This is a genomic window from Candidatus Nitrospira allomarina (assembly GCF_032050975.1).
GTDB classification, from domain to species: domain Bacteria; phylum Nitrospirota; class Nitrospiria; order Nitrospirales; family UBA8639; genus Nitrospira_E; species Nitrospira_E allomarina.
This window is the reverse complement of record NZ_CP116967.1, coordinates 1,922,665-1,947,968: the sequence shown is the minus strand read 5'-3', so window position 1 is coordinate 1,947,968 and position 25,304 is coordinate 1,922,665. Positions and strand designations below refer to the sequence as shown.

20 protein-coding genes are annotated in these 25,304 nt (G+C 49.3%); 5 read left to right on the top strand and 15 right to left on the bottom strand.

Translation table 11 applies throughout. The features are described 5' to 3' along the window. Positions 1-152: 152 nt before the first annotated feature. The 4 genes from PP769_RS08590 to PP769_RS08575 form a co-directional block, all read right to left on the bottom strand. Positions 153-1,004: a hypothetical protein gene (locus PP769_RS08590; RefSeq protein WP_312646656.1), complete on the bottom strand. Its 852-nt coding sequence runs from the start codon at positions 1,002-1,004 to the stop codon at positions 153-155. A 429-nt stretch (positions 1,005-1,433) separates the two neighbouring features. Beyond that, the gene (locus PP769_RS08585; protein ID WP_312646654.1) at positions 1,434-1,919 is read right to left on the bottom strand and encodes a response regulator; all 486 of its coding nucleotides are present in this window, start codon (positions 1,917-1,919) and stop codon (positions 1,434-1,436) included. Between the two features lie 133 nt (positions 1,920-2,052). Beyond that, positions 2,053-2,721 (bottom strand): 5' nucleotidase, NT5C type, encoded by a 669-nt coding sequence (locus PP769_RS08580; protein ID WP_312646653.1) that lies wholly within the window; start codon positions 2,719-2,721, stop codon positions 2,053-2,055. Between the two features lie 213 nt (positions 2,722-2,934). Next, complete coding sequence (locus PP769_RS08575; protein WP_312646651.1) at positions 2,935-3,507, bottom strand: S16 family serine protease; 573 nt, start codon at positions 3,505-3,507, stop codon at positions 2,935-2,937. A 542-nt stretch (positions 3,508-4,049) separates the two neighbouring features. On the opposite strand from PP769_RS08575, the gene PP769_RS08570 reads away from it, so the two are divergent. Together PP769_RS08570 and PP769_RS08565 are read left to right on the top strand one after the other, a co-directional pair. Then, positions 4,050-5,324 carry a cyclic di-GMP phosphodiesterase gene (locus PP769_RS08570; RefSeq protein WP_312646649.1) on the top strand — a complete coding sequence of 425 codons (1,275 nt, stop codon included), beginning with the start codon at positions 4,050-4,052 and terminating at the stop codon, positions 5,322-5,324. A gap of 208 nt (positions 5,325-5,532) precedes the next feature. Then, the gene (locus PP769_RS08565; protein ID WP_312646647.1) at positions 5,533-5,865 is read left to right on the top strand and encodes a hypothetical protein; all 333 of its coding nucleotides are present in this window, start codon (positions 5,533-5,535) and stop codon (positions 5,863-5,865) included. 100 nt (positions 5,866-5,965) lie between these two features. On the opposite strand, the gene PP769_RS08560 is transcribed toward PP769_RS08565, so the two are convergent. The 6 genes from PP769_RS08560 to PP769_RS08535 form a co-directional block, all read right to left on the bottom strand. Beyond that, on the bottom strand, positions 5,966-6,925 hold the full coding sequence (locus tag PP769_RS08560; RefSeq protein ID WP_312646645.1) for an NAD(P)-dependent oxidoreductase: 960 nt from the start codon (positions 6,923-6,925) through the stop codon (positions 5,966-5,968). Between the two features lie 23 nt (positions 6,926-6,948). Continuing rightward, positions 6,949-8,478, bottom strand: coding sequence for an agmatine deiminase family protein (locus tag PP769_RS08555; RefSeq protein ID WP_312646644.1), 1,530 nt, complete (start codon positions 8,476-8,478; stop codon positions 6,949-6,951). Between the two features lie 168 nt (positions 8,479-8,646). Continuing rightward, a complete protein-coding gene (locus tag PP769_RS08550) occupies positions 8,647-9,525 on the bottom strand; it encodes a carbon-nitrogen hydrolase (protein ID WP_312646643.1) in 879 nt (292 codons plus the stop codon). 375 nt (positions 9,526-9,900) lie between these two features. Continuing rightward, on the bottom strand, positions 9,901-10,686 hold the full coding sequence (locus PP769_RS08545; RefSeq protein ID WP_312646642.1) for a hypothetical protein: 786 nt from the start codon (positions 10,684-10,686) through the stop codon (positions 9,901-9,903). Positions 10,687-10,762: 76 nt separating this feature from the next. After that, positions 10,763-12,220 carry an alkaline phosphatase D family protein gene (locus PP769_RS08540; RefSeq protein ID WP_312646641.1) on the bottom strand — a complete coding sequence of 486 codons (1,458 nt, stop codon included), beginning with the start codon at positions 12,218-12,220 and terminating at the stop codon, positions 10,763-10,765. 24 nt (positions 12,221-12,244) lie between these two features. Beyond that, positions 12,245-13,720, bottom strand: coding sequence for a YhjD/YihY/BrkB family envelope integrity protein (locus PP769_RS08535; RefSeq protein ID WP_312646640.1), 1,476 nt, complete (start codon positions 13,718-13,720; stop codon positions 12,245-12,247). Positions 13,721-13,882: 162 nt separating this feature from the next. Here PP769_RS08535 and PP769_RS08530 point away from each other — a divergent pair, with 162 nt between their 5' ends. The 3 genes from PP769_RS08530 to PP769_RS08520 all read left to right on the top strand — a co-directional run bounded on the left by PP769_RS08530 (position 13,883) and on the right by PP769_RS08520 (position 18,588). Then, complete coding sequence (locus tag PP769_RS08530) at positions 13,883-14,455, top strand: tetratricopeptide repeat protein (protein WP_312646636.1); 573 nt, start codon at positions 13,883-13,885, stop codon at positions 14,453-14,455. Between the two features lie 165 nt (positions 14,456-14,620). Next, positions 14,621-15,844: a cyclic di-GMP phosphodiesterase gene (locus PP769_RS08525; RefSeq protein ID WP_312646634.1), complete on the top strand. Its 1,224-nt coding sequence runs from the start codon at positions 14,621-14,623 to the stop codon at positions 15,842-15,844. 89 nt (positions 15,845-15,933) lie between these two features. Further along, positions 15,934-18,588, top strand: a complete 2,655-nt coding sequence (locus PP769_RS08520) for a hybrid sensor histidine kinase/response regulator (protein ID WP_312646632.1) — start codon at positions 15,934-15,936, stop codon at positions 18,586-18,588. Positions 18,589-19,481: 893 nt separating this feature from the next. Here PP769_RS08520 and PP769_RS08515 read toward each other — a convergent pair. From PP769_RS08515 to PP769_RS08495, 5 genes are all read right to left on the bottom strand, one after another. After that, positions 19,482-20,483 (bottom strand): tetratricopeptide repeat protein, encoded by a 1,002-nt coding sequence (locus PP769_RS08515; protein WP_312646630.1) that lies wholly within the window; start codon positions 20,481-20,483, stop codon positions 19,482-19,484. 174 nt (positions 20,484-20,657) lie between these two features. Then, the gene (locus tag PP769_RS08510; RefSeq protein WP_312646629.1) at positions 20,658-21,611 is read right to left on the bottom strand and encodes a type II secretion system F family protein; all 954 of its coding nucleotides are present in this window, start codon (positions 21,609-21,611) and stop codon (positions 20,658-20,660) included. Positions 21,612-21,620: 9 nt separating this feature from the next. After that, positions 21,621-22,598, bottom strand: coding sequence for a type II secretion system F family protein (locus PP769_RS08505; RefSeq protein WP_312646628.1), 978 nt, complete (start codon positions 22,596-22,598; stop codon positions 21,621-21,623). Positions 22,599-22,688: 90 nt separating this feature from the next. Then, a complete protein-coding gene (locus tag PP769_RS08500) occupies positions 22,689-24,014 on the bottom strand; it encodes a TadA family conjugal transfer-associated ATPase (RefSeq protein WP_312646627.1) in 1,326 nt (441 codons plus the stop codon). Positions 24,015-24,050: 36 nt separating this feature from the next. Continuing rightward, complete coding sequence (locus PP769_RS08495) at positions 24,051-25,304, bottom strand: CpaE/TadZ family protein (protein ID WP_312646626.1); 1,254 nt, start codon at positions 25,302-25,304, stop codon at positions 24,051-24,053.

Here is a 25,304-nt window from a genome sequence, read left to right as displayed (position 1 = left end):
ATTATTTCTAAAGGTTGGATCAACTTAGGAACTCCATTGTGCCATGGCAAACCGATTCAACAGCTAAAAATTTTAGAAAAAAAAAGGAGGAGGCAAGGCCTCCTCCCACAATACACCAGTATTTCGACGAAGTTGAAAACTCGACCGTCAATTTACAACTTTGTGTCCGGTTCATTCTCCTGGGATATGAATTCAGTTGGCATCTCTTCCCCTGACGGTGCTTCCATTGAATGTTCTTCGCTGACAGAGATTTTTTCAATTGTGGTCTCTTCCACAAGAGGAATTTCCTCAATCACCTTGGCTTCCATTGAGGCGGGAGCGATGACTGCCACGCTATCGAAATCAGCCATTAACCCTATCGTATCCTCTCCTCCATCTAACAGGAGCGTAATATTCGTAATATCGTTCCGCCATTCGGCCACCATTTTTAGATGGCCACGAAGCAGGGCTTGTCCCCAGAGACTTTGATCATATTGGTACAACGTATCTAACCAGATTTCCTGAATCGAGGTCGGCATGCCATAGGACTCGGTTATCCAGTTTTGGACCGTATGAAAATCGTTCACATAGTCCACTGCATCATCATGTTTGGGTTCAAATAAATAATTTGCCTGAGCAAGTTGGTCTTCGTAAAACGTGTAGGTTAACGAGGCGTCAATTCCTTCGATTTGACGACGATACCCTATCCGCTGCTCATAGGGCTCCAAGACCGGAGATTGGAGTTCCCAAACCGGTTGCACCGGTTCATTCAGCTTTACCTCTTGGGCATTCATCCCCCACTCCGTACTTCGCCGCTCAAACGTCTGAGGTTGGGCAGGAACGACCGTTTTTTGAATCACGGAAGGTTGCGATTGGTGGTGGGTTGGTCCCGCCAGCAAATGACCATTCGAATCCCGGTGACGGGTCAACAGCAAATATTCAGAGGCCTCGTAGGCAAAACTTGTCGTCAGCAATGTTGTTCCCATCAGGATAACTGCGCCCGCCAAAATAGAATGTGTTTTCATTGTGTTTCCCATTGCCCCCAAGGTTTTCAAACGCAAGGAATGATTAGAGGATCCCTGAAGGATAATTGGACAGGTGGATCTCTCGTTATCACTACTCGTTAGTCCATATAGGATAGTGTCGGTTGTTGAGAAGAGAACTTTAGGGGGGAGCAGAAGCCGCTTATCTGGACAGAACGAACATTCCCAATCCCTAGTTAGGATAAGAAATATTGAAATGCAGGACCACTGGAAGCCAATAATGCACGTGACGAAAAAGAGGAGAAATCGGCTAATTATGAAGAAATCTAATTGTATTCCGCATATCGAGCCTTCATGAGGGACGGGAAAAACCAATCTAGAGCAGGAGCGGTCAAAAGAAATGAAGAGAGAAGAAAGAACAGGAACCAAAATTCGCCTGGAAGAATGGCAAATCCCTCACAGCACCGACTTTTAACACCAGGCAACATTGTTAGAGGAATCCCCGCCACTTCCGGCCAATGGTTGGGCAAGAATTTCCGCCCAATGCATTTTCAAATTAGTAAACATCCGGAGATACCCGCTATAAGAATCGGGTTTTTGCATGTATCCATTCACTCCCATCCCGGCGGTATGACCGATATCTCTTGGAGCTTTTGACGTAGTCAACACCACAATGGGTATGGATGCTAAAGATGGATCCTTCTTGATTTCAGTGAGAACTTCCCCGCCGGTCATGTGAGGCATATTCAAATCCAAGAGGATCACACTGGGGCGTGGCGCGCATTCTCTCCTCGAAAATGGACCACGGCAATACAAATAATCCAGCAATTCGGTGCCATCATTCACGCACCGCAATTCCTGTCCTATCGGGATCTCGTCCCATGCCTCTTTGACGATTTCACAGTCATCAGGGTTATCGTCAACAAGCAGGACCGTGTGAATAGGCAGAGTTATCATTAGTTTTCTGGAGTTGGCTTAACAGAGATCAACATCTGTGCGGAATTAAACCGCATCTCAAAAGCAAAGAACCTCTACCCTTTATCGGCGGGTTCCCTTAAAATCTTTCCTGCTCCCCCCAACGCTCGTCCACTTACGGCTGTGTGAATTCCGTTCCCACACCGGCCGCCGTCAAGGAAGAAACCTTGAGATGAACTGAGAACAACTGCCGACCAGTAGGAGACTCCGGGATATGTTTGGGCCAACTGGGAAGATGTCGGACATGCAACCACTGCACTAGAGCATCCCAACCACTCACCCGAATAACATCAGCATGAGGAATTGCACGATTCCAGGGTTGATCCATGACAAAGACTTGTCTACCGAGGGCACGATAGGCCTGAATATGGTGAGGATGATCGTCAATCGCGGCTGTAATTGTTTCGGGAATGTCGGTTTTTTCTTCAGTATGGTACAACGCATCAAAAGGAAGACCATGTCTTTCTAACCAACAAAGAGTCTGAGGTCGTGAATACGGACGACGGGCCGTCACAATGATAACCCGATAGCGACGATGGATGAGAGTCAAGGCCTGTTTTGCCCCAGGAAACAAAGGTAGCCGTGGGATAGACTCCTGGTGGAACCGGCAAAAAATCTCTTCAAGGAGCTCAGGCGCTAACTGGCTAGCATCCAATCCACCGGCACTGCCATACAGACCCACAGGCCACAATCTTCCCGTCAATTCCTGAAATAAACGCTGAACTTCAGGCTCCGCCCGGCCTAAGACATTATCAATATCAACCGCAAAACATGGTCGGATCATAGAAAATTACCCCATAGATATTTCCTTTAACACGTAAACCTGCAAAGAGAAAGACCCAAGCCAAAATTTCATACTTTCCCTTTTTGCTACCATAGAAATATTCCAACCAAACAAGCAAGCGGGAGACAAAACCCTTTCATCCACCACACAAGGGGAATCTCCTCCCCCACAGAGATCACGATACACAGGACGGTATGTTCAATAGGAGAGAAGTTAGTGGGTTAGGCTGGCAGCAAGGGACTGGTCATTAAGATGGCTTCGAAGAGGCCGATGGGTTAAGGCGAGATAGGCGTGTTTGATGGATCCCACCGGTGTCACTTCCATCAGAAACGGGGTTTCCCAATCATCATCCGCCACGTCCGGTTCCTCTGGAATAAGTACTCGTCGATACCGTTGTTCATACGCAGCCAAAATCTTTAACGGGACTCCTCCCACAGTTCCCACATGTCCATCGGCCGTGACGGTACCCGTCAAAACCGTCTCCTCATCCACAGGCTCATTTTTAGCAAGGGCAACGACATTCAGAGCCGCCATGGCCGATAAACTTTCCCCGTACAACGTGACTCCCGGATAGGGCAAAATAAACTTGACCGTCCATGAATCAGGGTTCAGCCCAGCTGCCTCAACCACCAGAATTAAAGCGTCTTTGACCGATTGTTGTGCATACGGTGAAAACTTCCCTGGCCTGGAAAGAAATTGAAGATCCAAGCCCTTGTGATCCCGTCGCTGAAGAAATTCCAATTGAATTTCCGCAACAATGCCAACCTGTTCGGATTGTGCATTCATCGTGGTCCCAAGAATGGGAATCACCGTTCGAACAAATTTGATTGGTGAACTCGATTCTGAAGCGGCATGCCCGGAGGAAGGAAGCCCCCATGACAGGAACACCGAAAGGAGGGCACCTATGAGGAAAGACCAAGATGTCGAAAGGACATGCCGTTGAGTACCACGCCTACCAGATAAAGAATCTGAAAAACCCCCGTGAAATGATGCTCGACATCCACCCATCGCCATCCCCCGTGAAAGCTGTCTTCCCCTTTTCGGCCTGGCAAGGAGAACACTTAAATTTCATGAGGTCAGGCAGTATGGTTTGTTGACTCTGATGGTCCATGGGCCTTATCAATTCACAGAATTTTCTGTCATTGCACAACAGAGACATCTCCCCTATCACAACACATCCTTAGAGATGGCAAGCCCTTCACTCTCACCACGTGTTCACTACTGTGGTGAGGTTAAGAACGGCAGAAAGAACGCCGATGAGGACACCAGGCATTCCCCACAAGGAAGAAATGAAATTTCCTTCCTAAGAACTCCTCATCGGAGTACATATGGCCATCAAACGAATTCCAACAACTTCCGCTCAAGTGGGAATGTACCTTTGTGGAATCGACCGTTCATGGCTCAAGACACCATTCCTCGTGCACCGGTTTCTCATCAAATCTTCGAGCGATATTGCCAAATTAGAACAGGCTGGAATTCAAGAAATCACCATTGATACTGATCGTGGGCTTGATGTATTACAAGATTCTAAACCACCGCACACCCATGATGATGTCTCATCCACCCCGAATTCACCCATACCTGATTCCTCCCGCCCGCCCGAAGCCGCACGACTTGACCACCTTTCACCCTCTGTTAAGGGAAAATCCTTATCCGGTGAACTTACCACGATGAAAATGGTGAGGGTGTATATACTTGAAGGCATCCAGGATATCCTCCACACACTGCAAAAAACCGGACGGCTCGCCATGGAACAGGTTCATCAGATCACTGAATCCGTCATGGCCGAATCCCTCCGACATGAAGAAGCCTGTATCGCAATGATTCGGACCAGAGACTTTTCTCCCGCCTTATTCGAGCATGCACTTGCGGTCAGCACATTAGCCGTGTTATTGGGACGAGCTGTGGGGTTGGACAATACAGCGTTACAACACCTGGCAAGCGCGGGCCTTCTCCATGACGCTGGGCTCTTGAACATTCCACAAGTCCTTCACCGACCGATCAACCAGTTATCTGACGCAGAATTAGTCCTGTACCATAAACATCCCCATCGGGGAGTGGAGATACTGTCCCAACAGTCGAGTCTCTCGGACGAGGTTGATACGTTAATCCGGGAACATCATATTGCCCTGGATGGCACTGGATACCCTGCGAATAGTGATCCAGCCAAAATTCAAACATCCAGTCGAATCCTCCGTATTGTCGACGAATATGATGAACTATTAACCGGTCATCACACAGGGAAGCCCCTCCCGGTCAGAAGCGCCCTCCAATCGTTATATCAACAAGGCAAGAAAGGGCTTTTAGATGGCGCATTAGTGGCGACATTCATTAATCTTATTGGAATCTATCCCACCTATGCTCTGGTGGAATTGAGTACCGGAGAACGGGGAATCGTCACAGCGAACTCAAGAGATGATCTGCTGCAACCCACGATCCTCCTTATCCAGGACGCAATTCATCAACCCTTGCCTGAACCGATCCCGTTCAACATCTCTGTACTCTCCTCTCATGAATCACGGCCAGAAATTGTGCGGGTCCTTGCCCCCGAACAAGTCGGCATTGACCTTGATTCTGCCCTGGAAAATTGGATGGCGTTGTAGCCATCCCTGTCCGTCGGTCAGTTAGCGAGTACTCCCTCAGTCCAACCAGGAAGAACAGGTTCCCGTTGAAATAACCTGCAATCCACGGCAATGTCGAGGAACAACCACCACTAAGCCCTCCCGCAAGTTTCAAACAATAATGTCGATACTGGCCCGAGTATTACCCAAAGATGTCTCGCCGCATCAGTGGCGGAACGGAGGGCTCAAAATGGAACAGATCCGCCAGCATCAGACCACAAAAATATGGCGTCTCGTAGGCCTCACAGGCCTGGCCCTCTCGGTCGCGTTTCTCCTGAATGAAGCACAAGCTCGGGAACTGCCCATGCCTTCCCCCATTCACCCCCTCAACATCCACAGTACTCACCCCATCAGCATGACATCAAAGACCCACCCTTCAGAAAAAAATCGTACTCCCCACCCGTCAAAATTCACCAACCACAGTGAGGCAGGATCAAGGGAAAGAGATAACGAAGATAAAACACAAAAGAAAAGACTCGGGTTAGCAATTTTATTTCTAGGAACATTGGCCGAAAAAAGCTAATGCGTATTTTCGTCACGACCGAGCATTAGTCCAGCAGAGCGGGAGCCTGGCCCGTATTCATAGGAATAAACCTTGGAGAAAATGCGGATAGGGATTTGCACTACTTTGACAAAGCGGAAGGAGAGGTATCTGCAGGTAAAAAAGTCGGAGATAGATCTTCCAGCGCCAACAACAACGCATGCGTCCCGGAACGCCCGTGACCATTGGCTTGAATCGCAACATAGAGCTTTCGAACCAGTGAAAGCCCTGTCAGAAGTAAGCCCATTCGCTTGGCTTCATCTAACGCCATACCCATATCCTTAATAAAATGTTCCACAAAAAATCCGGCCTCAAAATCCCGTTTCAATATCCGAGGTGCCAGATGGTCAAGTGTCCAGCATCCCGCAGCCCCTCTGGATATGGAACGCAACAAGATTTCACCATCCAACCCGGCTTTGTGGGCATACAATAACGCTTCACACACACCGATCATCGTGCCCGCAATCGTTATTTGATTACAGAGTTTGGCATGCTGCCCGCATCCTGCTTGGCCTTGATACACTACGGTTCTGCCAAACACGGACAAAATCGACCTGACCGCTTCAAATGTCATTAAATCTCCACCCACCATAATGGACAACTTGCCATCTCTGGCCCCAACGTCACCGCCAGAAACCGGCGCATCCAGAGCCGATGCGGATTTTGAAGCGGCCACCCTGGCTAATTCACGAGCCAGCGTCGGCTCAGAAGTGGTGAAATCCACGAAAACCTGACCAGGGCGAGCCTGCGGCAGCAGTCCATCTGGTTGGAGATAAATCTGACGAACATCCTGAGGAAAACCCACCATTGTACAAACCACATCGGCTCCCGCAGCTACGGCAACCGGAGATTCTGCCCACCGGGCGCCTTGATCCAACAACACCTGCGCTTTAGAAGGGGTGCGGGTAAATACCGTCAACGCATACCCCGCACGAAGGAGATGTTCGCACATTGGCGCGCCCATTACTCCGACACCAATCCATCCGATTCGAACAGGCGAAGGAAGAATCAAAGGATCGGCCGCAGGGGAAGAGGTATTCATGAACGCTCCATGAGGATCGATAATTAATCAGAGGCTGGCTGTTGTTGCGTCAAGCAATGAATGGTCCCAAATCCCCAGACCAGATCCACGGCATGAATACCTACCACAGTTCGATCAGGAAACAGGTCAGACATAATCCCCACTGCCACCCGATCGTGGGGATCATTAAAGGTCGGCACCAACACGACAGCATTCCCGATATAAAAATTGGCATAACTGGCAGGTAGCCGTCGTCCCTCAAAATAGAGCGGCTCAGGCATCGGCAAGGGAACCACCAGTAACTTTCTCCCGTCTTCCACCCGCATTCCCTCTAATCGCTCGGCATTTTCAGCCAAGGGCCGATAGTTTTCATCGGCTGGATTGGATTCCTGACACAGCACCACCGTATAGGGATCCACAAACCGGCATACATCATCAACATGCCCATGCGTATCGTCACCGGCAATGCCTTGTCCTAACCAGAGAACCTGGGAAATGCCTAAATGTGTGCCAAACACTTCCTCATATTCCTGTCGGGAAAACCCGGGATTCCTTACCTGGACCTGCTCATCCAACACACATTCTTCCGTGGTCAACAACGTTCCTTGGCCATTCACATCGATGGCGCCACCCTCCAGAACCACCCCTCCACCATTTCGCTCAACAGGGACCACGGGAATCTTAAGTTTCCGGCCTAATCGAACCGGAATACGATCATCCAATTGCCAATCCGGATACTTGGCCCAGGCTGTAAAACGAAAACGGGCAATGGCCACCTGAAGATCAGACTGGTCCCGTTTTACGAAAATGGGGCCAAAGTCACGCGCCCACCCTCGATTGGTCGGAACACGAAAAAATTGAATACGGGTCATATCGACCCCAACTTTGTCCAACACCCGTCTGGCTTTCAATTCATGGTCTTTGTCATTCACGAGAATCCGAACAAATTCTCCTAAAGACAGCCTCCGGACCATTTCCCCATACACCCAAGAGATCGCTCCCATTTTCCCAGGCCAATCTTTCGTATTATGGGGCCATCCCAGCCAAGTCGCCTCGTGCCGTTCCCACTCTGCGGGCATTCTCAATCCTAACTCAGCCCTACTCTCTCTATGAGGATTTTTCTCTTGAAAGGAAAAAGTACCAGGCGAAAAAACCTCCGTGTCCTTCTCCCTGGAAGAGTTTGGCCTCGAGGAGAGGGCAAGGTCAGGGATAGGGGCAAAGCCTTCAGAACGTTCCATGACTCTCACAATCTCCTTCACCACATCATCAGTCTTCGTTAGAACATCATCATGGCAAAATCTAAGGACCCGAAAACCCAACGTCGTCAAATAATTGATGCACTCCTCATCAGCTTTTTTCTGTTCTGGATGTTGTTCCCCTTCCAGTTCAATAATCAGCATCCCTTCCAAACAACAGAAATCAACAACACTCCCACCGATTGGATGTTGCCGCCTGAACTTCCATTCCTTAATCTGACCATCTCGAATCCGGCCCCAGAGCCGTTGTTCAGCATCCGATTGATTCCCACGCAGCCTTGCCGCAATGGATCGCCATCTCGGTGCAATCCGCTTCATCTCTTCCCTCACCCTGATCCTTTCCCCAAAGGGAGGAGGAAAATTGGAAGATTGGAAAACATGCTACCCATTTGGAAGGTACAGCGCTTCCCTCTTCCTAAAAGAGCTCGGCCTCAAAGAAAAGGCCTAGGGTAAGGGTCAGCACCGCAAATTTGTACAAAGGCCGGATTAATGAGACTCATCCATAAATCGCTTCGTGATCCCCCCATACGCATCAATGCGGCGATCGCGAAGAAAAGGCCAGTTCCGGCGGACTTCTTCAATGCGCTTGAGATCAATATCCACCACCAGCGTGTCTTCTTTCTCAATAGACGCCTGCGCAAGCACCACCCCAAAAGGATCACAGACAAACGAACTACCCCAAAACTCCAGGCCATCACCTCCGGCCGGAGCCTCATGACCGACACGATTCACGGCCACCACAAACACACCGTTCGCAATGGCATGACTGCGTTGGATCGTCATCCAGGCATCGCGTTGCGCCTGACCCTCTTCTGATTTTTCTTTGGGATGCCAACCAATGGCCGTGGGGTAAAATAAAATTTCCGCTCCCTGCAGGGCCGTCATCCGCGCACCTTCCGGATACCATTGATCCCAACAGATCAACGGCCCAACCACAGCGTGAGTCGTCTTGATCCCCTGAAAACCCCGATCCCCAGGAGTGAAATAAAACTTTTCGTAATAGGCAGGATCATCCGGAATGTGCATCTTTCTATACAGGCCGGCTATCTCTCCCCGCTCGTCCACCACGGCAATGGAATTGTGGTACACTCCTGCCGTCCTTCGCTCGAACAACGACACCAAAATCGTCACACGATGGGATTTGGCAATTTTGGCTAAGGCCTCTGTGGAAGGCCCCGGCACGGATTCTGCCAAATCAAACAGAGCGGTATCCTCTTTCTGGCAAAAGTATTGGGAGCGAAACAACTCAGGCAGACAGATAACCTGCGCCCCATTTCGCGCCGCTTCCCCGACCTTCCCTACTGCTCGCTCCAGATTCTCAGCAGGATTAGTGGAGCAAGCCAATTGAATTAATCCGATTTTCACCACATTTTCATCCTCTCGAATCCATCACCCCATTTGTAAGGAGAGGTCGCCCCCTACCAAATGCAAAATACCGTTGGGAGAGGTGGAAAGATCAAGGCCGTACCGTCAACAATTGTAAAGTGTCTTATTATAGTTCATAAGCCACATCACACTTCTACCCCACCTCGCTACTTTGTCTTCTTCAGAAAAAAGCCTCATTAAAAAAGGAGAAAGGAAAACCCTGGGAATCGGCCGCACTAAGGAAAACAGGGTATCAATCCCAACACCTTCCATCGGGAATCGATCCTCAATTTTTCCGATGGATCCCGCAAACTCCTGCGGAAATTGGGGGATAACACCCACGACATTCAAAGTTAGGTCCCTATAAATAGGAACCTATTCGTCGCAGCTGGCCATGGCACACCCTCGGTCACGCGCGACAAACATCCCGGCCACTTTCCGGTCTTGCTCCTTGAAGGCCTTGTGCCACCAGCAGGCCGCATTCCAGAGGTGCTCGGGGGCGCTATTGCGCTCGGAGGTACCCGGTGTCACACCCAAACCCACCCCTTCAAAAATAAATTCAATATACGACGAGGCAGCGATGGGCATACCCTCCCGCAATGGATTGCGCTTGGCCCCTTGGGACCAGAGATAGCTTTGCCAGACTCCCAACATCTCCCAAAAGTTGTAACGGACACGATCCTGATTCCAATCTCTCGCGCGCTTTTTAAGCTTTTTGGCCTCCTCATCCGTCATACTGGCAGCCACAAGTCCGACATTTGCATCGATATCCTTGTCCTCATACAGGCCTAATGTGCCTTCATTAATGCCGTTACATTCCGGCCTTGGGAACATCCCGTTGCGTGAATGCAGGGGAACTTCAAGAATCGGCAGAGACCGCAACGACGTGCGAGAGGTCACAGGTTCGGCCACCACAAACACATGCGACCAGAAACTCGGGCGTAAATCCCAACGCAACATCGACTGTGCCGTACGCAACGTATGTCCGGGAAGGTCCCGACTGCCGATCAACCCCACAGTCATCAATCCACGATTGCCGATGTCCTGTTTTTGCAAGGCGGCAAACGCATCATTAAAAAATTGCAGGTTGGTGCGTTTGCCATATTTGCTGGTCCAGTCTTTGATGGCCGGATTTCTGGTTGAGGTTTGAGAATGGCGCATGATGAATTCCTTTCGTCACATCACTCGAAGAACAATCTGAATGGATGACTTGGTTCTGTGAAAATCTTACGTTCCGCTAACGAAGCAGCAACTCCTTCTTAAAGACACACTCTAATGGACCTCCTTCTCCTTGAGGAGGAGGGACTTCATCCCAATCCAATTCTATGCGTTTAGCCGGCAACCGCCACAATTCCAGCTCGAATCGCACGCGAGGCGTTCCTCCCATCTGGCTGCCGGGAAACATCCGCACAATACCGACATTGTTCTGAATGGTCATGATCTCGACATTTTTCTGTGGATCAATGTTCCAGACGGATTCATCGCCCTGGGCATTCGGCTTGACCCGAATTCGTTGAGGGGGCGCCTCCGGTCGAGTATTCCCCGGACTAATCATCGCGGCGGGAGAGGCGATGAATTCCGGCACGCCATAAGGCGCATCGGGGAAAGGACCATGGGCTTCAGCATATCGGCCGGTGTGAATATCCCCCGAAAGGATCAAAATGTCGTGTGGCATTCCCTGCGTGTTCTTTCCGCCTAAACTCCGCTCAATCACGCGCCAGAGTCGGGCGTAATCTTCCTTGAAATTGGATAAAGAATGATCTTTGTAATTCCCGTCTTTTTGAAAAAGAGGTTGACCTAATACCAGCACGCCAGGCCCCTGCAACCCCTGTTGCCAGTCTTCTAATGCTTTCCATTGATCGTCCAAAATGAAATGTCCGGCTCCTTTGTCGCGGCACTCCCCCCGTGTGGACCGGGTATCGGTAATAAAAAAAGAAACGGGATCAATACCAAAAGAATACCAGCGGGCTTCATCAGGATTCAGGCATTGCTGGTATTGATAATAGAGTTCATCAGCAACAGGACCATAGGTATTGCGATGTGAATCATCCCATGCCTGAATCAGATGTTTTTGCTTTTCAGGATAATCGTTCCAATATTCGTGATCATCACACGTGATAAAATTTGGGTTGAGTTGAAGGACTTCCCGGTAATGTTCGTCTTCCCAATATTGCCGATATCGTTTTCCAAAAAGTTGAATCGCCTCCTTATCAGCAATATCCCAATAAAGGGGCCAGTCAAGATAGACTTGGTCTCCAATCAGCATTTTAAAATGCGGCTGACATAATATTTTCAACTCCCTCATGCCTGCGCGGTAATATCCATCCCGGTCGTTGTTCTGCCAAAAACAGGAGGAAAAGAGAAACGTGACCCCTTTGTCAGTAACGTTCTGAGGAAGGGTCGACCAGGAAAACGTTTGAACTTCGGCGTCATTGTTAGTTCCAGCCTGGATCTCAAAAAGTGCACCTTCTGGTGGCGGGGTGTTTTGTAATCGCACAGACATTATCCCCATCCGTCGTTTCAGCCCTGATAATGGCGGCAACAGCTTCCATTCAGTGTGAACGGGGACCATGGTACCACCTTGTCGCACTTCAATAGCGGGTGGAACAAAACTGCCTTCCCCTTTTTGCGAACACCAAATCCGCCAGCCTTGGCCATTATTGAGAGGCGCACCGGGGATAATCCACATATTCATCCTCTTACCCTTATCAACACACGTTCATGACCTTGCCCTCCCTTTCCTGACAACAGGAGGATCGGGTTGTCTGGTTTCTTGGAGATAGTTTGGAGGACCGGGAATCTCACCCTCCGACTCGGGGTGAGCTGCCCCACCGGGATCTTCACCCTGGGCCTGGTCCATTCCGTTTTCTTCTTCAACGACTTCAGGTTGACGTCGTACTAAATCCCGCAACGTCATGCCTTCCAATGCGGCTTTCACCGCCGCATCCCGGCGTATAAGGACCCGACTAATGGAATCTGAACCCACTGTAAATGCCTGGGGCCCATCATGGAGTTGATGCTGAACCACCCGTAACACCTCGACCACCGGAATATTTTCTGGTGCCTGCGCCAATACCAACCCTTTGGGTTTATCGCCTTTCACGACCATCTGGCCTTTTACCAGATCATCGATGAGCGATTCCACCAACGTAAGAGGCACACCTTGTGCGCGGGCTAACTGCTCTGCCCTAAGAGGTGGCTTCCCTGATAAAAACCGGCGGGTAATATGAGTGAGCAATGACAGGGTGAGGTATTCTCGAAAGAGTGGAGTCTGATGTTTTCGACCTAAATGTAAGAGGTATGCAGATGGATGCTGATGATAATAGGCGACTTGCGCTCCTGCCAGCACAATGAGCCATCCGACATAGAGCCAAATGAGAAAGAGAATAAGCACGGCAAATCCAGAGTATATGGCGCTATATCTTCCTGTCCCTACGACAAATGATGCAAACGCCAATCCGGCCACTTGCCAGAGCAGCCCTGCCGTCACCCCCCCGATCAGCGCTGAGTTAAAATTGACTTTTGTATAGGGCAGAAACTTGTAGAGAAACGTAAACACCAGGCACATAAAAAAGAAGGGCAGCAGATTGGTGAGCACGACCATCAGATGGCCAAGCGGCTGGACTTCCAGAATTTTTTGGACAAGCCAATGACTTTGCGCCGAGGCAGTGAGCCCGAAGGCGGTAAAGACAAACACAGGACCCACGAGCACGACGCTTAAATAATCGGTAACCCTTCTGGCCAACGGACGCCCTGCTTCAACTCGCCAAATCGAGTTCAGTGCCTCTTCAATTTTTTCAATCAGGGAATATGTCGTATAGAACAGTCCCGCAATGCCCACCGCTCCCAAGACCCCAACTTTCATGTTGTCGACAAACTGGATGATATTCGTGGTAATCTCGATTCCTTTGGGGCCAAGCGGATCCAACGCTTGCGCCAGAATCGGTTGGATCTTTTGATGAATGCCAAAGGCTTTGAGAACCGAAAAGGTAACGGCTAGAAACGGAACCAGGGAGAGGAGAGTGGTATAGACCAAACTGGTGGCTCGAATACTCAGGACACTTTCCTGAAATTCGGCGACCGCCACCAATACCAGACGCAGAGCCTTGACCCCGAACTGTCGAAAACCCGTTAACGCATTGACATCTTCCTTCCACACGTCATGCTGGCAATATCGCAATACCTGGTCAAGCATCTTCATCTCCGTCACGGGTTCTGCACCGGGGTACCCTACAAAGAGTGACAGAAAATGTCCAGAATGTCACAGGATTTTCCCATGATGGTTGCCACATTCTACCGCGAGGTTTCCTTCAGTCGCTTGTGCCTTTAGTGAGATGTGAAGACGCGTCCGACACTTATGAACCACATCGCAAACCGAACATTGATTATAGGGTGGCTGCTTGCAGGTCTCATCGGCCTGCTTACCGGGTGCCCGACATCGTCCGAATGGGATCGGCAATGGAAGCAGGTCCATGCGGCTCTCTCCCGTGGACAATTACAAGAAGCCAAAGACCTGCTTCATCGTCTGTTACCAACGGTTCGAAAACAGGGGCCCACGGATGAACGATATGCCCTGGTGATTTATCAGTTGGGAGAGGTCGCCCGGTTAGAAGGACAAGAGATTCAGGCCGAAGCCTATTACTGGGAAGCCTTGCCCCTGCTGGCTCAATCTCTGGGTTCTGAACATCCTCGGATGGCCGATCCTTTGGCTGCCCTCGCCTCGTTATATCAGCGGAAAAACCAATTGGAGATGGCCCGCCCACTTCTCAAACGAGCCTTAGCCATTCGTGAAAAATCCTGGGGACTTTCTGCCCCGCAATTACTCTCCACCCTGCAAACTTACCATGCCCTCCTACTGGCTGAAGGTCACCAGGAGGAAGCGACGGAGATTGCCGGCCGCATTGATCGAATTCTCAAACGCTCCTCCTAATCCTTCTCCTGTTTTCCTTCTAAATGCCGGCCCTCTCTTGCCCTTTTACGGGAATATCGTTACCATTGGCGCGATTCTATCCAGTCCCCGGTTGATTGGTACCCATCTGTACATCTCACATCTCATCTGGTGCGTTTTTTATCCCCTTTTGCCCAACCTTGCACCATGAATAAACGTATTTCTATTCATGACCTGCGGCCTGGGATGTATATCACGGGCATGGACCGATCATGGTTTAAAACCCCATTTCTCCGTCACAAATGGACGATCAAACGAGAGGATGAGATTGCCCTATTGCGCAATTATGGAATTAAGGAAGTCCAGATTGACACCGAGAAGGGATGCGATCTTGCCGAGTTGAGTGACGTTCAGCACACGTCAGGGGACCAAGACCTTTCTCCCTCAATCTCGTTAACATCCTCCAGGGTAGGTTCAGGTCCCAATCCGGAAGATATTGAGGCCGCGCGTCTCCTCCGCGCAGAAGCTATCTCCACTATGGAGGTATTTTTCCGTCAAATGGAGACGCCCACTCCCCAACACATCCAGGAAGTTCGAAGTGTGGTCAGCATCCTGCTTGATGGAATTTTAGACCACCAGGCCGCCATGGTGTCGCTGATTCAAATGCGTCGCTTCGATCCTAATCTGGCCTCTCATGGGGTAGACACGGGAATGTTAGCCATGGCCATCGGACAAGAACACGGCTGCGATCCGACACAATTAAAACTCGTTGGGCTTGCCGCTCTTCTTCACGACATCGGACAACTTCGTCTCCCGTTGAATATGATCCGTAAGGTGGAACGATTCACACCGCAAGAACAGAAACTTATGCAGGCGCATTGTGAAATGGGCGTGGCCATTCTTAAGCAATACCCCGATATTCCTGACGAGTCGAAACGGATGGTCTTGGAACACCATGAGCGGCTTGACGGATCCGGTTACCCCAGGGGATTACGAGGCCTTCAGATTTCGGAACTCACCCAAATACTGAGCATTGCCGATACGTATGACGCGCAAATTAGTGGACGATGCAGCTGTCCACCCGTGCCACCTGCCCGGGCTTTATCCGAGCTGTATCAGGCTGCTGTCGGAGGGCAATACCATCTGTTTCTCGTCCAACGATTAATTCAACTTTTAGGGGTGTATCCTATTGGTTCCCTCGTTCGGCTGAATACCGGCGAACAGGCCGTCGTTGTGTGGGTTTCTAGTCATAGTCGAATGACCCCTACCATTAAATTACTCAAGGACTCTTTGGACCAACCCTACCCTGAGCAGGAAATCATTGATTTGGCGGCACAAAGCCCAACAACCCCTCATCGATCAATTGAAAAAGCCTTGGACCCTATCCGGGAAGGATGGGATATGTCGAACATCCTTGAAGCCTTATGGTAAGACGAGGTATCGTTCAAACCATGTCGTCGCTATGATAGGAAGGAATCGCTGAGTGGATCGGCAACATTTTTTTTCAAGAACTCAAACAAATGGACATCCCTGGATTAGAGACGGCATTACGTTCATCCCAAGCCTTTGTGCATACCCTGATGGACTCCATCAACATTGGCATCTGCCACGTGGATACCCAAGGCCAGATTCTTTCCCTCAACCTGGAAGGCGCCAGGATTCTTCATCGAACCGAAACCTCGTGCCTCGGGCAATCCTTTCATGCACACGCGGAATGTCTGCATATTGATCTTGTCACACAAGAGGAACATTGCCCCATCGCAAGATCGATCACCACGGGAAAATCCATATGGAGGCCTCAACTCTTGATCCGACGGCCAAGTGGGGAAACCCGTTGGGTGGAATTCCAATCAACACCACTGACAAACCCACGCCACTCAGGTGCGCTGATTATTTTTCGTGATCTCAGCCAGGAACTCCGGCAACACGAAGCGCATCAACACCTTGCGTCGATGCCAGAAGAAAGCCCGAATCCTATCGTGGAAGTGGACGCGCAGGGACACCTGGCCTATGCCAACCCTTCCATGATCCGCCTCCTCGATACCTATGGATTTCGGGAAGACGGTGTGCCAATGGTACTTCCAGCCACACTGACACAACTCGCCCTGGGATGCCTCAAAACCACAACCCCCATCAGAGGTCTCACGGTCATTGTTGAGCATCACCACTTTGATTGGACATTTTCGCCTCTCCAGGAAAAAGGTCTCGTGCGGGGATATGGCCTGGATATCACGCATCATGTGCGGGTCAGCCAAACAATGACCGAACTCCATTCTCAATTTTCCTCGCTGGTGGACTCCGCCCATGAAGGGATCATTTCTGCCGATTTACACGGAACCATTGTCTCGTGGAATCCTGCCGCCGAGTCCATCTTTGGTTATCAGCCTGACGAGGTCCTTGGACACTCGATTGTCACCCTACTGGAAGAAGGCTATCGAGACATGTACCGGAAAGGACTGGGAGATATCAGTTATGGTCGAACTTCGACCTTTCCTCTTCAGCAGCCCTTGGAACTCACCGGCCTACGGAAAAGCGGCGAATCATTTCCCTTGGAAATTTCTTCCACCAGTTGGAAAGTCGGCATGGACACCCATTACGGCTTTATCATTCGAGATATTTCAGACCGGAAACGCCTCGAACATGCCCTCATTGCTGAAAAGGATCATCTGGTCACCACGCTTCAATCAGTCGCGGAAGGCATCGTCACAACTGATCGAGAGGGACGCATTTCTTTCTTAAACCCTTTGGCGGAACAGATCACCGAATGGACAACCCAGGAAGCCTTGCATCGACCATTCCAAGAAATTTTCCGTCTGACCGGTGATAGCCAAAAAAATGATGAGGAGCCGTCTTTGCAGTTTTCTTCCAGAACCCTTGTCCTCTCTGAGTTGGATGCCCCTCATCAATTATTGACCAAACATGGGCGGCAACGGAAGATTACCCTGAGAGAGGGACCGATCCGCGATCATAGCGGCCATCTCCTAGGTACGGTGATAGTCTTCCGAGATATTACCGACCAATCCCGTCACCAGGAAGAACAACAACGAATCAGCAAACTCAATTCTTTGGGGGTCTTGGCGGGAGGGCTGGCTCACGATTTCAATAATATCCTCACGACGATATTGGGGAACGTATTCGTGGCCAAATTGCGAATGGTGTCCAACGACCCTCTGACGCAAAACCTCGAGCAAGCCGAGCAGGCCTGCTTGCGCGCCAAAGAATTGACCCAACAACTCTTGACCTTTGCCAAGGGCGGAGCCCCAATAAAGACATCCATCGCGTTAGGAGATCTGCTTCGAAAAAGTACGATTTTTGCCCTATCAGGGTCATCAATCAGTTGTCATTTCGACATCCCCGATGACCTTTGGCCTCTTGATGCGGACCCCGGTCAAATCCGGCAGGTTTTTCAAAACATTACCCTCAATGCCAGACAGGCCATGCCTCACGGTGGTCACTTAAGCGTCAAAGTAGAAAACGTAGGACTGAAAGATCCCTCGGCCCTTCCTTCATCATCACTCATCCCTGGAAACTATGTGCAAGTGTCTTTTGAAGATCAGGGGAACGGTATTGAGGCCCGACAATTGCCAAATATTTTTGATCCGTATTATACCACCAAACCGGGCGCGTCCGGGTTGGGGTTAGCCACGGCCCATAGCATCATCCAGCAGCACCATGGACATATCAGCGTGACATCAAAAGTCGGAGTCGGCACGACCTTTACCGTGTATATCCCATCCACATATATCACCCAGGAAGGTGAGGCACAGCACCTTTCAAACATTCCCAGGAAATGCAGAGGACGGATCCTGGTTATGGATGACGAACACAGCATTCGCCGTATGGTTGAGGATGCGCTAACGCAGTTCGGCTATGATGTCGTCAGCGTCCCGGATGGACAAACGGCTATCGACCTGTTTTCTAAGGCACTGGCTGATGGAATGAAGTTCGAAGTGGTCATTCTTGATCTTACCATCCCGGGCGCGATGGGAGGAGTTAAAGCCATTCAGCATCTTAGGAATTTAGACCCTCACATTAAAGCTATTGTCACGAGCGGATATTCAGACGATCCCATTATGTCCCATTTTCAAGACCATGGATTCCAGGGAATCTTGATCAAACCCTATAAAATCTTCGACCTTGCAAAAACTCTTGAATCCATGTTTTCTCGAAACTAGCGTAAAACAATCCACTGATCTCCCTAAGACCCTCATGGTTTTTAGTAAGCCATCCAACTCAAGTCGCATACTAAAAGACGGACTGCCCAACCCTCATATTTAATATCACACAGTCACAAAGAGCAGAATCGACTTAGACAAAAGATTCCTTATTTTTCCCTACCGAGACATTACAAGTTTATCGTCCTAATACTTTGATCCAGTGAATTTACGCTGAAACGGCTTAGACCAATCAACAATCCTGCCTTCAATGAACTCTCTGAAGGATGCGTCTCCCAATATTTTTGCATCAGTGTAGCCCCCCGGATATCATTTAGATTGAGTTCGGCAACATTCAGTGAAGCCTTATACTGGTCGTCGTTCGGTCAAGTCTGGAAACGACCTGGACGCCACTCTATTCCCGTTAGTTTTCATAACCACATCTATGTTGGATTTTCTTAATGACTTCGGAAGAGAAAATGAAGAATGCATAGATGACAGAAAATTAAGAGAAAGCAAATATCCGGCATGTGGTTTTGGACACATAATCGTGTCACACCTTCCCTCCGGTCAAACGTTTACGAGTTAAAGGCACATGCCAGAAAACTAGAAGGCTTACCCGTCAAACCACGCGCATAAGCCTAAAAATCAGGAGCAATTGAGGTCATAGACATTCAATACGAAGAGGGGAAAGGATGGAAGGACCAGCGATTTTTCCTCCTGATAGGAGCGAATTCCATCTGGAGGGGGGATCGAAGAGGATCTTCGTAAGGATCATTTTAACTAATTGTCAGAGGAAATTCATTTCTTACACACCAAATGCACTCCCAATCACCCAAGTCAATAATGACTCAAACCGGGTAATCAATTCTGGGGAGAAGCCATTGCCAGGACAATTCCACCAATGAGACCCGTCAAATTGCTCCGACACACACGGGGTCGCGTCGGATTAACGCTTGCTGCTGAACCAGAGGAAGTTTCGCCAGCATTCGATTGCTGAGCATTAAATTCTCTTTGGCTTTTTCGTAAAAGGTCGGTTGGGTTTCAATGGCTTTCTCAAAACAACGGGAAGCTCGCGCAAACTTCCCAACTTCCAAAAATGCCACACCCAAGTTATTATAGGCCTTGGCCGAATCCATCCCTCGGGCATAGGCTTCGTAGGCCAGATCGAAATGCCCAAGTTTGGTGAGAGCTAACCCGAGATTGTTCGAAATTTTGTCGTTGGATCCACCAACCTGAACCGCACGCTGAAAAGTTCTGACCGCCTCTTCATATTGGGTATCGAGGTAATACGCCATACCTAAATTGTTCAAGATCGAAGGATCATCTGCCTTCTTCTGCAAGGCGACTTCATAGAGGTGGATCGCCTCTTTATGATCATGACGCCGATCCGCCACAATACCAAGGTAATTTTCGGAGGTCCACATTTCAGCGTCATACATTAAGGCCGCCTGGAATTCCTTCTCCGCCTCCTGATCCTTCTCCATCTTCAGCAAGGCCCGACCCATTCCCTCATAGGCTGGAGCAAAATTCAAATCATAATCCAGGATTCGGTGAAATTGGTCATAGGCATTCTGAGGGGATCCTTTTTCCAAATAGATCACTGCCAACTTGTACCGTGCAGGAATCTGCTCGGGCGAAGCCTCTAACACTTTTTCATACTGAATTTTTGCCGTCTGAAAATCACCTTGTTGTAAATGAGCATCTCCCAGTTTTTCAAACTCGTCGCTGTTCATGACCTGAGTAAGGTCCACGGGCGCTTGGGATTCCGGATTGATCCCGGCCTTCTGTCGTTCCATGATTTGCTGGTAATGTTCATCCTGGAGAGTGAACATGGATTTTTCTTTTTGGGCACACCCAACGGCACCCAAATTAATTAATATGAACACAGATACGAGGAGGCTCGCCTTCTTCATTGTGTACCTCATCTGAAAGGTTTCGTTTACCGCCTGTAACACAATCGACCCAACCGCCATATTCGCTGTTGAGATTTTTTGTTCTATTGTTTCGTGAAATGGAACTCCCATGGTTTGTCATCCTCTATGATCTTGAAATGTTTATCGAATCTCTTGTTCCTGGCTCTCAGGCGTTCACCCTCCCATAGCCGGCATTAAATTTCGCATTAAGCTGATAGCACCCGGACCAATAATCACTACCATTAATGCCGGAAATATGAACAATATAAGTGGAATCATGAGTTTCACTGGAAGCTGTGCGCCTCGCTCTTCAGCTTTAAGCCTTCGTTTTAACCGCATGGAATCTGAATGAACTCGAAGTGCCTGACCAATGCTCGTACCAAATCGATCAGTCTGGATCAACAAGGCTACTAAGCTACGAATATCGTCGAGGTTGGTCCGATTAACCAAATTTCGAAGTCCTTGTTCCCGGCTTAAGCCAGCACGGAGCTCTAGATTTAACAAGATAAACTCATCACCAAGATCAGGATGGCCTTGCTTGACTTCCTGCCCCACCCGGGCAATGGCTTGATCCAGCCCTAACCCTGCTTCTACGCATACCACCATCAAATCCAACGCATCGGGAAACCCATTCACTAAGCGTTCTTTTCGTTTAGTGATGGCACTGCTCAACCACAGTTGGGGGCCATAAAAACCCACCATCATGACACCAATCAACACCATAGGGAAAAACATGGGATTTTTACCCTGCATCACCTCGGAACCAAAAACGAGAAAGGCCAGGCCTAGCAGAATAGCCAGAAAAATCCGTGTCCCCAAAAACACCACAATCGCTCGAGGGTTTCGATACCCTGCGGTTGCCAATGAAGCACGCAAACGAGTGGTAACGGCTTGGTCCTTTGGCTTATTAACCTGACCCAATCGCTCCAGGAGCTTCATCCCTTGATCTTTTAAACTAACTTTCTTGTCATTTTTTTGGGAGGAACTCTGCGAAAGGGATTGCCCCTTGGCCCGTATACTCCAGTCTTTGACCTTTTCCTGAGACTGCATATAACTCCACGCACCCCAGCCGATAAGGAGAACCCCCAAAAAGACCAAAAGACTGATCAAGAATAATGGATCCATCATGCCATTCCTCTAAACTTTAATATCGCACATGTTTTTCATCACATAGGCTCCCACGAGCATTAACAGACCTGAACCTAGAGCCATCATTTGACCAATCTCATCCTCAATCAATATACGCATGTAGGCTTCATTCAAGAACCACAACAGAATGCTCATAACAATCGGCATGCAGAATAAAATAATCCCCGACATCCGGCCTTCGGCCGACAGCGCTTTGACTCGACCAAGTAACTCAAATCGTTGCCGAATGAGTCGGGAAATCGCCTCAATAATTTCTGCTAAATTTCCCCCTGTTTCTCGTTGAACAACTAAGGCCGTGACAAAAAACTTCAAATCGGTACTGATCACACGACCATTTAAATTGTTCATCGCCTGAGGGACATCGATTCCAAACGAAATTTCCTCAACAGTCCGACTAAACTCGGGACCAATCGGATCCGGAAATTCATCCCCGATCATCTTCATACCCACGGAAAAGGCATGTCCCGCCCGAAGAGCACGAGCCATCAAATCCAATGCTTCGGGCAATTGGCGTTCAAATTCTTTAAACCGACGCTTCCGCTTCCGTTTCATCTGAAGCAAAGGAAGACTCATGCCCATAAGACTGAGACCCATGGCAGCAACCATCCCATAGTCTTGAAAGGTCGCGACCAGTAACCCGGCTCCTCCGAGCACTCCGGATAAGAGGAAAAACACGCCAACAGGCATTTGACTATTGGCCTGTTGGAGCAATTTTTCCAGTCCTCCCAAGTTGGTCATAGAACCCAACAAATTTTGGATCCACGGAATGTCACTCATTTTCCGATTTCGAAGAATTCCGGGTGCTTCTTGGGTTTTTTGAAGATCTCCCGGTCTTCCTGATCCACCACGCAAGCGCCGCTTGAGATTCTTATTGTGGGGATTCACATATTGGTGGTAGCAGTAATAGGCTCCCTCCACAAACAAAATGATGGACAGAAATATGCCAATGCTAATGGCCACGGTCATGATACGCCCTCCCAACTAGATGACGAATCAACAAGACGAACCACCACAGGAAAGGCCATCGTGAAGGTGAAACAATTTGAAAAACGGGTCTTACACCTCATAAATTTTCTCGGGGTCGAAGATACTTGGGTCACAAGTAATTCCTAATGCTTTAAACCGTTCGACAAATTTCGGCCGCACACCAGTTGCTCTAAATTGCCCATGCACCTTTCGCTCTTCATCAAGTCCTGTTTGTTGAAACAAGAATATTTCCTGAAGAGTAATGGTTTCGCCTTCCATACCCACAATTTCTGACAAACTGGTCATTTTCCTGGATCCATCCGATAGGCGAGTCATTTGGAGAATGACGTCGATAGCGGAACTGATATAATGGCGAAGCGCCTTCGTTGCCAGATTCAACCCGGCCATAGCCACCAAAGTCTCCACCCGCGTCAGGCAGTCGCGTGGGGTATTGGCATGAATCGTAGTCAGAGATCCATCATGTCCCGTATTCATGGCTTGAAGCATGTCGAGACATTCCCCACTTCGCACCTCACCCATCACAATTCGATCCGGCCGCATACGCAAACAGTTTTTGACTAATTCCCGCTGACTCACTTCTCCTCGCCCTTCCACATTGGGGGGGCGCGTTTCGAGCCGGACCACATGCTCTTGCCGCAATTGCAACTCCGCTGAATCCTCAATCGTCACAATGCGTTCGTCGGAGGGAATAAATCCTGACAGAATATTCAGAATGGTCGTTTTTCCGCAGCCCGTTCCTCCCGAGATCAGAATATTCAGTCTCGCTTCGACAATCCCTCGAAGGAGCTCTGCAATCTCTGGGGTAAGGGAACGTTTGTTTACCAAATCCGAAATCTGCAACTTATCCTTGGAAAACTTTCGAATTGAAATGGAAGATCCATTCAGAGCCAATGGCGGAATAATGGCATTAACGCGAGACCCGTCCAGCAACCGGGCATCTACCATTGGCGACGATTCATCAATTCGTCGCCCCACGGCCGACACAATTTTTTCGATAATTTTTCGGAGATGGGCTTCATCACGAAACTTTACATCAGTCAGTTCCAGTTTTCCGGCCCGCTCCACGTAAATTTGGTCGGCCCTGTTAACCAGAATATCGTTTACCGTTTGATCTTGCACCAAGGGTTCAAGTGGGCCCAAACCCATGACTTCGTGCTCAATGTCGGCAATCAGACTTTCCCGCTCTTTCATACTGAGAGGGACGGATTCCTTCTCCAACATTTCCTGGACGAGCTTAGTCAGCTCGACCTTGAGCAGATTGTTATCCAACTTCGCGACAACGGCCAGGTCGAGAGTATCAATCACCTGACGATGAAGTCGTTCTTTCAATGGACCCAGGTTTAACGCCCCCAAGCCCGCTGCCGCCCCCACTTCATCCCATTTTGTCTCATACATAAACCGGCTTACCTCAACAATATGAAAGGAATAAAATTATGCCCCTGAAGGGGATGATTGGACATTCCGACTTTTAAAGGGATTCAACCACCCGGCTAACGATCCCTTGCTTGCCGATTTGGCGGATTGTCCCCCAAATGAACTGGCCAGATCCCGATAGGATTGAGCCACTGCCGACCGGGGAGCCACATCGATCAACGGCTTTCCACTATTCACGGCTTGACTTGCTGAAGGATAATCATTAGGGAGCAGCCAGAAGGCTTTTTGTTTTAGAATTTCTTCAGTCTCTTTCAACACGTCCTGTTCCGCCGATAAAAATCGATTCATCACCAATCGGATTTTTTCAGCAGGAAATCCGGATCCACGCAACAATTCTAAAATTCGCTTCGTTCGATGAACCACGGGGACCATTAATGTAGACGTCACCAGGATTAACGTCGCAAGCTCCAGTGCCTTTTTTGTCGTCAAATCCAATACATGTCCACAATCAAGAATGACATAGTCGAAGCTGGATTGAAGCAGTCGAAGGGTTGCCTCCACACAATCCGGACTTAATCGACCTGTGCTGAGATCATCATACCCCGAAGGGAGCACTTGAATGCCCAATTCCGTTTTGGTAAGGACACGAATGAGAAAGGCTTGGTCTAGTCGGGACAAATCGGTCGCAATATCCCGGAAGCTATGGTTCGGTTGAAGATCGAGATACAAGGGAAGATCTCCCCCATGCTGATTGACATCCACCAGGGCGACGGACGGGTTGTTCGGCCCTTTTTTGATAGCGGCGGCCAAATTGACCGCGATACTGGTCGTTCCCACTCCACCTTTTCCCCCAAAAAATGCCAGAACCTTTCCAGCTGCTCGTTGCCCGTCACCTTGACGAACCGGAGCTGCGGCTCGCTCCAAAAATCGCATTATCGCATCGCTCACTTCTTGCTTTTGGAGCGGTTGGGCCAAAAACTCTTTGGCGCCGGCCCGCATGGCTTCCAATAAAATATTTGACTCCAATCGTGCGGCGGTAAGGAATATCTCCATTCCTTTATTCAATTTCATCAGCTCTCGAATAAGGGAGAACGTATCCTCAGGCTTTTCTTCTAGTTCCATAATCATAAGTGCAGGAACTCCGGGATCCTGACCGTCTTTGAGCCGCACACCGTCAATCTCCCGAATGAAGCCCTCAAGTGTCGCCTTACATTCTGTTGACCGAATGGAAAGCTCAATGACCGGCATATCGGATGAGGCACCTGAGGAATCTCCGCCTACACGTTTTGGCTTCCAAGTTTTATCCTTCAT